Annotated in this window: 8 protein-coding genes and 1 tRNA gene; 4 read left to right on the forward strand and 5 right to left on the reverse strand. The window is 70.8% G+C overall.

The window, feature by feature from the left end:
• Positions 1–77: 77 nt before the first annotated feature.
• A complete protein-coding gene (locus ACGFIS_RS05145) occupies positions 78–2,234 on the forward strand; it encodes an MMPL family transporter (RefSeq protein WP_392900257.1) in 2,157 nt (718 codons plus the stop codon).
• Positions 2,235–2,385: 151 nt separating this feature from the next.
• On the opposite strand, the gene ACGFIS_RS05150 is transcribed toward ACGFIS_RS05145, so the two are convergent.
• Positions 2,386–3,777 (reverse strand): cystathionine beta-synthase, encoded by a 1,392-nt coding sequence (locus tag ACGFIS_RS05150; protein WP_392900254.1) that lies wholly within the window; start codon positions 3,775–3,777, stop codon positions 2,386–2,388.
• 189 nt (positions 3,778–3,966) lie between these two features.
• On the opposite strand from ACGFIS_RS05150, the gene ACGFIS_RS05155 reads away from it, so the two are divergent.
• From ACGFIS_RS05155 to ACGFIS_RS05165, 3 genes are all read left to right on the forward strand, one after another.
• Positions 3,967–4,971, forward strand: a complete 1,005-nt coding sequence (locus tag ACGFIS_RS05155) for an SGNH/GDSL hydrolase family protein (protein ID WP_392900252.1) — start codon at positions 3,967–3,969, stop codon at positions 4,969–4,971.
• Between the two features lie 395 nt (positions 4,972–5,366).
• On the forward strand, positions 5,367–6,587 hold the full coding sequence (locus ACGFIS_RS05160) for an acetyl-CoA C-acetyltransferase (protein WP_392900249.1): 1,221 nt from the start codon (positions 5,367–5,369) through the stop codon (positions 6,585–6,587).
• Between the two features lie 203 nt (positions 6,588–6,790).
• Positions 6,791–7,018 (forward strand): DUF4287 domain-containing protein, encoded by a 228-nt coding sequence (locus tag ACGFIS_RS05165; RefSeq protein WP_392900246.1) that lies wholly within the window; start codon positions 6,791–6,793, stop codon positions 7,016–7,018.
• 324 nt (positions 7,019–7,342) lie between these two features.
• Here ACGFIS_RS05165 and ACGFIS_RS05170 read toward each other — a convergent pair whose 3' ends face one another.
• From ACGFIS_RS05170 to ACGFIS_RS05185, 4 genes are all read right to left on the reverse strand, one after another.
• A complete protein-coding gene (locus tag ACGFIS_RS05170) occupies positions 7,343–7,960 on the reverse strand; it encodes a Bax inhibitor-1/YccA family protein (protein WP_392969648.1) in 618 nt (205 codons plus the stop codon).
• 290 nt (positions 7,961–8,250) lie between these two features.
• A tRNA-Leu gene (locus ACGFIS_RS05175) sits at positions 8,251–8,326 on the reverse strand.
• A gap of 17 nt (positions 8,327–8,343) precedes the next feature.
• Positions 8,344–9,768, reverse strand: coding sequence for a class I SAM-dependent methyltransferase (locus ACGFIS_RS05180; RefSeq protein ID WP_392900240.1), 1,425 nt, complete (start codon positions 9,766–9,768; stop codon positions 8,344–8,346).
• A gap of 57 nt (positions 9,769–9,825) precedes the next feature.
• Complete coding sequence (locus ACGFIS_RS05185) at positions 9,826–11,187, reverse strand: NAD(P)/FAD-dependent oxidoreductase (RefSeq protein ID WP_392900238.1); 1,362 nt, start codon at positions 11,185–11,187, stop codon at positions 9,826–9,828.
• Between the last annotated feature and the right edge of the window lie 159 nt (positions 11,188–11,346).

Raw genomic sequence — 11,346 nt, forward strand, 5'->3', positions numbered from 1 at the left:
ACGCCCCATCCGTTCTCTACCGTTTTACACATACCCAATCGACCTTGATTCCCATCACCCTGAACTGAGGAAGCCCCATGTTCGCTCGGCTCGCGCGCTTCGTCGTGAGACACCCGTGGTGGACGATCGCGGCCTGGCTCGTGACCGCGATCCTCGTCATCACCCTGTCCCCCAAGCTCACCACCGAGTCCGACCAGGGCGAGTTCCTGCCGTCCGGCTACGAGTCCGTCCAGGCCGCCGAGATCGCCGAGAAGGCCTTCCCGGAGCAGGCGGGGCTGACGTCCCTGATCGTGGTGCAGCGCACCGACGGCGGGAAGATCACCCCGGCGGACAGCGCCAAGATCGCCGAGACGGCCAAGAATCTGACGGCCAAGAAGTACCCGACCGTCCAGGGCTTCATGACCGGCCCCGACGCGGTCGCCCCCAACAAGAGCATCCAGCTCATCAGCGTGCCGATGGAGATGGTCGCCGGGGACGCGGCCCTGGATCAGAGCCAGGCCATCAAGGACATCCGCACCGAACTGCCCAAGCAGCTCGGCGGCGGGCTGGAGGCCAAGGTCGGCGGTGAGGTCGCGGCGTGGGTGGACAACGAGGACTCCTTCACCCAGTCCTTCGCGCTCATCACCATCGCCACCTTCGCGCTGATCATCGGGCTGATCCTGGTGATCTTCCGGGCGCCGCTGGCGGCGATCCTGCCGATCATCGTGATCATCGCGACCGAGCAGATGGCGATGGGGCTGATCGGCGCCGCGTCCAAGGCGCTGGACTTCTCCGGTGACGACAGCCTGCAGATCATCCTGACCATCGTGATGTTCGGCGTCGGCGCCGACTACTACCTGTTCCTGCTGTTCCGCTACCGGGAGCGGCTGCGCGCCGGCGAGGACCGCAAGACCGCGCTGATCTCCGCGGTGGAGCGGGTCGGCGAGGTCATCACCTCCGCGGCGGCCGCGATCGCGGTCACGTTCCTGGTGCTGATGCTGGCGTCGTTCGGCATCTTCGCCGCCTGGGGCCCGTCGCTCGCCATCGGCGTCGTGGTGATGGGCATCACCTCGCTGACGCTGTTCCCCGCGATCCTGTCGCTGATCGGCCCCGCGGTGTTCTGGCCGTCCAAGTCCTGGAAGAAGCAGCCGAAGGCCACGACCTCGGCCCGGCTCGGCCGGATGGTCGGCGCGCGTCCGGCCCTGGTCGCGCTCGGGGCCGGCGCTCTGCTGGTCGCCCTGGCGTCCGGCGCGATCGGCTTCAAGTCCGATTACGACTTCCAGTCCAGCTTCCCGCAGGACACCGAGTCCGCCCAGGCCACCGAGGACATGAAGAAGGGCTTCCCGGCCGGGCAGAGCACGCCGGTGCAGGTGATGGTCCGCTCCACCGACGGGCAGCCGCTGACCGAGGCCGAGCTGAACGCCTTCGGGCAGCAGGCCAAGTCACTGCCCGGCGTCGGCGGCGTCGCACCGGCGCAACTCAGCAAGGCCGACCCGAAGCTGGGCCAGGTCGACCTGATCCTGAACGGCAACCCGGCCAACAACGAATCGATCAACCTGGTCAAGAACGACCTCGCGCCGGCGGTGCACGACATCGCGCCACAGGGTTCCGAGGTGTTCGTCGGCGGCGAGACCGCGATCTACAGCGACATCAACAAGGTGGTCAACCGGGACCTGTCGGTGATCCTGCCGGTCGCCGGGGTGCTCATCGCGCTGATCCTGCTGATGCTGCTGCGCTCCGTGGTCGCACCGCTGTACCTGGTCCCCGCGGTGCTGCTGGGCTTCGCCGCGACCATGGGATCCGCGGTGTACGTCTTCCAGGGACTGCTCGGCCAGCCCGGTGAGATCTTCCACCTGCCGATCATGCTGTACCTGTTCGTGCTGGCCATCGGGACCGACTACAACATCCTGATGACCGCGCGGCTGCGCGAGGAGGCCAAGGAGGGCCACGAGCCGCGCAAGGCCGCCGCGCTGGCGGTCCAGCACGGCGGGCCGACGGTCGCCGCGGCCGGGCTGATCCTGGCCGGCACGTTCTCGGTGATGCTGCTGGCCAAGGTGTCGATGCTGCAGCAGATGGGCTTCTCCATCGCGCTGGGGATCGCGCTGTCGGCCTTCATCATGGCGATCTTCCTGGTGCCGGGCATCACCGCGCTGCTGGGCCACAAGGCCTGGTGGCCGGGGCACGGGGACGAGCCGAAGAAGACGCTCAAGCCCGCCGACACGCGGGAGGACTTCATCCCGTCCGGGCAGCGGTAGCCCGGACATCCCACAGACGTCGGGTTGCGGAGCCCGGCCCGAAATGCCGCCCACCGGCCGGGCCCCGCAACCCGACACCCTTCCGCACAGAACGAGGCGCCGGAGACCGCAGCGGTCTCCGGCGCCTCGGCTCGTCCGGCCGCGGCGTCCGTCAGGGGGTGGACGCGGCCAGGAAGGCGAGGAGGTCCTGGCGGGTGACGAGGCCCTTGGGCTTGCCGTCCACGAGGACGACGGCCGCACCGGACTTCTCCAGCACGCCGACGGCCTTGCTGACCGGCTCGCCGGACCCGAGGGTCGGCAGCGGCTCCGACATGTGCATCTCGACCGGCTCGGCCAGCTTGGCGCGCTCCCTGACGAGGATGTCGAGCAGGTCGCTCTCCACCACGGAGCCGACCACCTCGGCCGCCATGACCGGCGGCTCCTCCTTCATCACCGGAAGCTGCGACACCTCGTACTCGCGCATGATCGAGATCGCGGTCTGCACGCTCTCGTGCGGGTGGACGTGCACGAACTCCGGCAGCGTCCGGCTCTTGCGGGTGAGCACCTCGCCGACCCGGGCCTCCTCGGTGGACGGAATGAGGAAGCCGTAGTCGGCCATCCACTCGTCGTTGAAGATCTTCGTGAGGTAGCCGCGGCCGCCGTCGGGCAGCAGCACCACGATCACCGCGTCCGGGTCGGCCTGCGCGGCGACGCGCAGCGCGGCGACGACGGCCATCCCGCAGGACCCGCCGACCAGCAGCGCCTCCTCGCGGGCCAGCCGCCGGGTCATGTTGAACGAGTCCTTGTCGGACACCGCGATGATCTCGTCGCAGATGTCCCGGTCGTAGGTCTCGGGCCAGATGTCCTCGCCGACGCCCTCGATGAGGTAGGGGCGGCCGGTGCCGCCGGAGTACACCGATCCCTCGGGGTCCACCCCGACGATCTTCACCCGCCCGCCGGAGACCTCCTTGAGGTACCGCCCGGTGCCGCTGATCGTCCCGCCGGTGCCGATGCCCGCCACGAAGTGCGTGACGCGGCCGTCGGTCTGCTCCCAGATCTCCGGCCCCGTCGTCTCGTAGTGCGAGCGCGGGTTCTCCTGGTTGGTGTACTGGTTCGGCTTCCACGCGCCGGGGATCTCCGCGGCCAGCCGGTCCGACACCGAGTAGTAGGAGTCGGGGTGCTCGGGCGACACCGCCGACGGGCAGACCACGACCTCCGCGCCGTACGCGCGCAGCACGTCGATCTTGTCCTTGGCGACCTTGTCGGGGCAGACGAAGACGCAGCGGTAGCCGCGCTCCTGCGCCACGATGGCGAGCCCGACCCCGGTGTTGCCGGACGTCGGCTCGACGATCGTGCCGCTGGGCGCGAGTTCGCCGGATTTCTCGGCCGCGTCGATCATGCGGACCGCGATGCGGTCCTTCACCGAGCCACCGGGGTTGAAGTACTCCACCTTGGCGAGCACCTGCGGCCGCCGGCCGCCGGTCGTGCTGTCGCCGATCACCTTGCGCAGTCGAACGAGCGGGGTGTTGCCCATCAGCTCGACGAGCGAGTCGTGTACGTGCACCGCGACATCCTTGTCGTTCAGTGTGTCGATCTGAGCGTCGCGTCCCTGCTCAGCCCGCCTGTTCGGGCGGGATGCCGGGCGCGGGGTCCGGATGGTTTCCCTCCTCCCGACGGTATCCGAGTCCGGTACCCGCAGGCATCAACCCCCGGGGCCGCGGGTAGGAACTTAATCACGGAGGGTCAGCGGAACATGTTGAGAGCATTCACGGCACGCCGGATCGCGGCGGCCGCGGCGTACGGGGGCGGGGGCATCACGGCCCTCGGCGGCATCACGTTCGGGCTCGTCGTGATGGAGGCCAGACTCGCCCGAAGAATGATCACGGCGACGCCGAGCGGCGACCCGCCGGTGGCCGACGGCCTGTACGGCGGGACGCTGGGCGGCGACCCGCTGTCCCTGGTCATGATCGGTGACTCCACCGCCGCCGGCCTGGGGGTGCACACCCCGGACGAGACCCCCGCCGCCCTTCTGGCGGCCGGGCTGTCGGCGATCGCGGACCGTCCCGTCCGGCTGACGAACGTCGCCCGCTCCGGGTCCCGCTCGCAGGCCCTCCGCGGCCAGGTCGACCGGGCGCTGCGAGCCCGCCCCGACATCGCCGTCATCATGATCGGCGGCAATGACGTGACCGCTCGGGTGCCGGCGGCCGAATCCGTCCGCCATCTCGCGGACGCCGTCGAACGGCTCCGTGCCAGGGGCAGCCACGTCGTCGTCGGCACCTGTCCCGACCTCGGCACCGTCAAGCCGCTGATGCAGCCGCTCAGGTTCATCGCCCGCCGCGCCAGCCGGCAGCTCGCCGCCGCCCAGACCATCGCGGCCGTCGAGCGCGGCGCCCGCTCGGTGTCGCTCGGCGACCTGCTCGGCCGCGAGTTCGCCGCCGACCCTCGCTCGATGTTCAGCGAGGACCGCTATCACCCGTCCGCCCGCGGGTACGCGTCCGCGTGCGCCGCGGTGCTGCCGTCGATGGCGTCCGCGCTGGGCCTGGAGCCCGACGTCGGCGACCTGCTCGGCGACGGCGTCCTGCCGGTCTACCTGGCCGCGGCCGAGGCCGCGGAGGTCTCGGGCACCGAGGTGAGCGGCGCCTCCGTGGAGGGCAGGGAACGCGGCCCCCGCGGCCGCTGGGCCACTCTGCTCCGCCGCCGCACCGTCCTGGCCGGTGATGCGCTCCCCACCCCGGCGACCAGCGACCCGGCCAAGTAACCCCCGAACAGGTAGCCCCCGCTCGTCGCGGCGGAAGAACAACCGGGGCCCGTCCGGTCACCGGTGACGAGCCCCGGCCGACTTGGTGGCCACCGGGCCGGCCGCCGCCCGCGCTTGCGGCGGCCGAGGCCGGTGGCGTGAGGTTCAGGGTCCGGCGGTCGCCGTCCCGCCCACATGGGACGGGTGTCATCACCGGTCCGGGAATCCGCAGGTCGATGAGTAAGTCAACACTTATTGTACTCATTGTCAACACTGTGCGGGGGCACATTGTACGTCGGCGGGGGCGGACGGTTAGATTGCTGGTGACCGGCGAGTAACAGCGTCACGGGAACACGCGTCCCGCGGACACGCTGCCCGCTCGCCGAAGAACGGCCGCTGAGACAGGAGACCCGCACATGCCCGAGGCAGTCATCGTCGCAACCGCGCGCTCGCCGATCGGCCGCGCATTCAAGGGGTCGCTCAAGGACATGCGGCCCGACGACCTCACCGCCCAGATGATCACGGCCGCGATGGCGAAGGTCCCGCAGCTGGACCCGAGCCAGATCGACGACCTCCTGCTCGGCTGCGGCCTCCCCGGCGGCGAGCAGGGCTACAACATGGGACGGGTCGTTTCCGTGCTGCTGGGCTGGGACAGCGTGCCCGGCGCCACCGTCACCCGGTACTGCTCGTCCTCGCTGCAGACGACCCGGATGGCGCTGCACGCGATCCGCTCGGGGGAGGCCGACGTCATCGTGTCGGCGGGCGTCGAGACCGTCAGCCGCTTCGCCAAGGGCAGCAGCGACGGCCTCCCCGACACGCAGAACCCGAAGTTCGCCGACGCCGAGGCCCGCACCGCGAAGGCCGGCGAGGGCGGCACGCCCGTGTGGCACGACCCGCGCGAGGACGGCAACCTGCCCGACATCTACATCGCGATGGGCCAGACCGCCGAGAACGTGGCCGGGATGCGAGGGGTGTCACGGCAGGCGCAGGACGAGTTCGGCGTCCGCTCGCAGAACCTCGCCGAGAAGGCCCTCGCCAACGGGTTCTGGGAGAAGGACATCACCCCGGTGACGCTGCCGGACGGCACCGTCGTCGCCAATGACGACGGCCCCCGCCCCGGCACCACCTACGAGAAGGTCTCGCAGCTCCAGCCGGTGTTCCGGCCGGACGGGACGGTCACCGCGGGCAACTGCTGCCCGCTGAACGACGGTGCGGCCGCGGTCGTCATCATGAGCGACACCAAGGCCGCCGAACTCGGTATCACCCCGCTGGCCCGGGTCGTGTCGACCGGCGTCACCGGCCTGTCCCCCGAGATCATGGGCCTCGGCCCGGTCGACGCGTCCCGCAAGGCCCTGGCCAAGGCCGGCATGACCATCGGCGACATCGACCTCGTCGAGATCAATGAGGCGTTCGCCGCGCAGGTGCTGCCGTCCGCCGAGGACCTCGGCATCGACATCGACAAGCTGAACGTCAACGGCGGCGCCATCGCCATCGGCCACCCGTTCGGCATGACCGGCGCGCGCATCACCTCCACGCTCCTCAACGGCCTGAAGTTCCACGACAAGCAGTTCGGGCTGGAGACGATGTGCGTGGGCGGCGGCCAGGGCATGGCGATGGTCCTGGAGCGCCTTTCCTGACGTCCTCCGCGGTGGCCTGCACGGCACTCGCCCGCCCACGATCACAGGGCGGCCGTCGTGCGGGCCACCTGCGCGTTTCCGGAGAACATCCCCGTTATTTGCGATCTACGTAACGTAATAGATAGGTGGCCGTTAGGGGGTTGTCACATCCGTTCTCCTGTTGCAGAGTCAGCAGGAAGAGCCCCGCGACCTGGAGGTGCCAATTGTCACTGAACCACTCGCCGGAGACGCACAGCAAGCTGCTAGCCCGCATTCCGCAAGTCACAGGACGTGACATCCCCGAGTGGTTCACCGCCATCGAGAACGGCCCGTCGTTCACCCGCTGCGAGGAACGCAGCTCCTGGCTGGCCGACGAGCACAACCTCTCCCACGGCTACGCGTCGGCCCTCGTGCGCGAGCACGAGCGCACCCGCCGCGCGCGGCACTACTGAGTCGCCCTCCGGCGCGTTCCGCCGATCGGCCGGCCCGCCGAGGCTGAGGACGACTCACCGAAGAACTTCATACGGACCTTCCTCATATGAATCCGCTTCATATGACCTGGTGGGATCCCGCCAACGGATGCCCCCGCCGTCGTGCCGCCATGCCGCGCCACGACCCTGGCGCAGAGATCCCACGCAGATCAGCCCCGCGCCGGACGGCGCGGGGCTGATCTGGGTCCCGGGGCGAGCGGCGCCCCAATGGCTGGGGCGCCCCAATGGCTGGTCCGTGCCGACTGGTCCGTGCTGGCTGGTCCGCGGGGGGCCGGTCGGTGGCGGCTAGTCCCTGCCTCCGTAGATGTAGCTGAGCAGCCGCAGCATCTCCAGGTAGATCCACACCAGGGCCAGTACCAGTCCGAACGCGCAGTACCAGGCGAACTTCTCCGGCGCCCCGGCGCGGACGCCCTCCTCGATCGAGTCGAAGTCCAGCAGGAGGAAGAAGCAGCCGACGAGGATCGCGACGACGCTGAACACGTAGGCGAGCGGGTTGCTCGGGTCGCGGATGCCGAGCCCCGCCTCGGAGCCGAACATGTTCATCAGCAGGTTGATGATCATCAGGCTGATCAGCGCCACGGCCGCCGCCATCGTGAACTTGGCGAACTTGGGCGTGACCCGGACGATCCGCAGCGCGTAGACGGCGAGCGTGGCGGCGAACGCCAGCGCCGTACCGATCACGGCCTGGAAGACCACGCCGTGGAAGAGGTCGTTGTAGGCGTGGCTGACGATCCCGACGATGACGCCGTAGACCGCCGCGAACGTCAGGACCGTCAGTGCGTTGGCCTTGCGGCCGAACGTGATGAACGCCCAGATCCCGAGTTGGGCGATGAACGCGACGACCAGAACGGGAATCGCGATGCCGGATGGCACCAGCACCCAGGCCGCGGCCGCGGCGAGCACGAGGGTGACCAGGTCATGAACCCGCGGACGACGACGTCGTCCATGGTCATCGGCCTGGTACTCGGTAGCGCGTAGCCCGGCGCCGGGTAACCCGCGCCTCCCTGCTGCTGCGTGCCGTACCCCGGGGCACCGTAGACCGGCGCGCCGTAGCCCGCGCCTCCGGCCCGCTGCCCGAAGGCGTTACCCCGGAACGCCGGGTTCCTGCTCTCCATCAGAGCCTCCACATTCGGCCGACCTGACCTTGCAGTCTATGCGTGGAAGCCCTTCACGATCAGCCGGACCCGCCGCAATGGTGCCCCTGGTCGGACTCGAACCGACACGTTGGCTCTTTTAGGGAGCCCGCCTCTGCCATTGGGCTACAGGGGCGGCGTCATCATATCGAGTCAGCGGCTCGTCACGGTGGGTCCCAACGCCCGGTCCATGCCCGAACGGGTGCCGCGGTCCTGGCGTTTCGCATGAATCTCATGCCTGCCGATCCGGCCGTTCTCGCAGGCCAGCGCGGACGTGACGAGGTACAGCAGCCAGACGCGGGCACGGCCGGGTCCGGCCAGCTCCGCACATTCGGCCCAGTGCCGCTGTAGGCCGGCGGCCCAGGCCCGCAGCGTCCGCGCGTGCTGCTCGCGCAGCGCCGCCACACCCCGCACTTCGAGGCCCGCCTCCTCCAGTTCGTCGGCGAGCGCGCCGAGCGGCCGCGGCTCGCCCTCGTCCGGGAACATGTAGCCGCTGGTGAACGTGCGCCGGGCCCGGGGCGGGCCGGGGCGGCGCACCGGCTGCTGGAGGACGAGTCGCCCGCCCGGCGCGAGCAGTCCGGACAGGCGGGCCGCGGGGCGGTCGAGGGACGCCACGTCCGCCAGCCCGACGATCGCGTCGTAGGGCCCGTCGCCCGCCTCGGCCAGGTCCCAGCCGCGGGCCTCGACGCCGGCTCCGGTGCCGGCGGCCATCGCGCGGACGTGGTCGGCCTGTTCAGAGGTGCGGGTCAGCCCCACGACCCTGGCGCCGTGCCGGACGGCGGCGTGCCGGGCGAACGCGCCCCAGCCGCAGTTCAGGTCGAGGAGCCGGGCGCCGGGATGCAGCCCGAGCCTCTCGGCGACGGCCTCGTGGGCGGCCGACTGGGCGGCGTCCAGGTCGCCGTCCAGGTGGCCGTGCGGGTCGGTGTGCGGGCCGGGGGGCGGGTCCCACGATCCGGTGCCGTGCGCCAGCCCGTCCCCGAAGAGCCGGGCGAAGAACGCGGCGGGCTCCCTCATTGGCCCCGCGTGCCCGTCCAGCCCGGTGCCCTGCCGTTCGGCGCGGCCGGGCGCCGACTCCTCGGGCGGCGGCTTCGGCTCGGGCCCGACGGCGCCGAGGGTGACCGCGGTGCGCACGATGTCGCGCTTGTCGTCGCCGCTCAGCCGGATCGGCTCGGCACCGCCGCCCATCACCCGCTGGACGGTGTCCAGAGCGGCGAAGACGTCCCCTTCGATGTCCAGCTCACCGGCGACGTAGGCGCGGACGAAGCCCAGCTCGCCGGGCTTCCACAGCAGCCGCCGCAGCGCCCGCCGGTGCTTGATGACGAACGCGGGGGCGCCGGGCGGGCCGATGGTGCTGCCGTCCCATGCCCGGACCCGGATCGGCAGCCCGTCCACCGGCTCCCGCCCCTCAGGCCCCCGCGCCCCCGGCACCATGATCTTGATGAGCAGGGGCGCCAGCCGGGCGGCGACCCCGGCCGCGCCGCCCGCCTGCCCGGCCTCCGCGGGCGGAGGCTCCGCGGGCGGGGCCGCGGCCTCGAGTTCCGCTCGCGCCTCGTTCCAGGTGGCATCTCCGTCGTGCATGGTGAGGGCACGCCTCCTCCGCGGACGGTGCCGGCCGGACGAGGGCCGGCCTTGCGGTCACTGGTCGCGGCGCCGGCCGGCGGCGAGCTCGAACTCATGGCGGGGCCGCTCCAGCTCGCCGAGCGAGACGATCTCGCGCCGGAAGAAGAAGGCGAGCGTCCAGTCCATGGTGATCCGGAGCTTGCGGTTGACGGTCGGCATCCGAGACAGATGGTAGGTGCGGTGCATGAACCATGCGGGGAGGCCGCGCAGCTTGATCCCATAGACGTTCGCCACGCCTTTGTGCAGGCCGAGGCTCGCCACCGAGCCGACGTAGGCGTGCACGTACCGCTTGCGGGGCCTTCCGCGCAGATCCGCCACGATGTTGTCACCGAGGCGCCTGGCCTGCCTGACCGCGTGCTGGGCGTTCGGCGCCGTGAACTCGCCGGAGTCGGTGAGGTCGGGGACGGCCGCGTTGTCCCCCGCCGTGTAGACGTGCTCCAGTCCCTCGACGGTCAGTTCGGCGGTCGCCTTGACGCGCCCCTTGTCGTCCAGCGGCAGGTCGCTGTCCTTGAGGACGGGGTGCGGTTTCACGCCGGCCGTCCACACGAGCGTCCCGGCGTCGAACGCGTCGCCGTCGCTCAGCACGATGTGCCGCCCCTCGGCGGACTCCAGCAGCGTGTCCAGCTTGACCTCGATTCCGCGGCGGCGCAGCGCCTCGGCGGTCCAGCGGCCCATCTCCGGCCCCACCTCGGGCAGGATCCGGCCGGTCGCCTCGACCATCAGCCACCGCATCTCGCCGGGGTCGATCGTCGGGTACCACTTGCAGGCGTCCCGTGCCAGGTCCTCCAGTTCGGCCATGGCCTCGACGCCCGCGAACCCCGCCCCGACGAACACGAACGTCAGCGCCCGCCTCCGCACCCGCTCGTCGCCCGCGTTGGACGCGGCGATGTCGAGCTGGTGCAGGACGTGGTTGCGCAGGAAGATCGCCTCTTCGACGGTCTTGAAGCCGATCCCGCATTCGGCGAGGCCCGGGATCGGCAGCGTCCGCGAGATGGAGCCGAGGGCGACCACGAGCATGTCGTAGTCGACGTCCCGCTCCGGAACGCCCGCGCTGTCCGTGCCCGCGGGACGCACCGTGACCCGCCTGGCGGCGTGGTCGATCCGCGTCACGTACCCGTTCATGATGCGGCAGCGTCCGAGGACCTTCCGCAGCGGCGCGACGACATGGCGGGGCTCCAGGTTCCCCGCCGCGGCCTCGGGGAGGAACGGCTGGTACGTCATGTAGGACTGCGGGTCGATGACGGTGACGGCGACCTCGCCGCGGCGCAGTTCGCCACGCAGCTTCCGCTGCAGGCGCAGGGCCGTGTACATGCCGACGTACCCGCCGCCGATGATCACGATGTGCTTCGCGGAGTCCGCGGTGCGCTCGGATGGCATGTCGAGGGCGATACCCGCATATGTGGCTCGCTCACCACTTCGCCCTATTCACGAACTTCATCGTCCGGTCTCGCATCTCACCCGATGTATCACCGAAGACGGTGGGACAGGGCCGGACGGGGGCGTCAAGCGGCCCTGGGCGGCGGGACCGGCAGGGGG

Source organism: Spirillospora sp. NPDC048824 (assembly GCF_043198455.1).
Lineage (GTDB): Bacteria > Actinomycetota > Actinomycetes > Streptosporangiales > Streptosporangiaceae > Spirillospora.

Bases quoted from the DNA above. Each gene is read 5' to 3' on its own strand.
- ACGFIS_RS05145 (WP_392900257.1), top strand. From the start codon at position 78: ATGTTCGCTCGGCTCGCGCGCTTCGTCGTGAGACACCCGTGGTGGACG.
- ACGFIS_RS05155 (WP_392900252.1), top strand. From the start codon at position 3,967: ATGTTGAGAGCATTCACGGCACGCCGGATCGCGGCGGCCGCGGCGTAC.
- ACGFIS_RS05160 (WP_392900249.1), top strand. From the start codon at position 5,367: ATGCCCGAGGCAGTCATCGTCGCAACCGCGCGCTCGCCGATCGGCCGC.
- ACGFIS_RS05180 (WP_392900240.1), bottom strand. From the start codon at position 9,768: ATGCACGACGGAGATGCCACCTGGAACGAGGCGCGAGCGGAACTCGAG.
- ACGFIS_RS05185 (WP_392900238.1), bottom strand. From the start codon at position 11,187: ATGCCATCCGAGCGCACCGCGGACTCCGCGAAGCACATCGTGATCATC.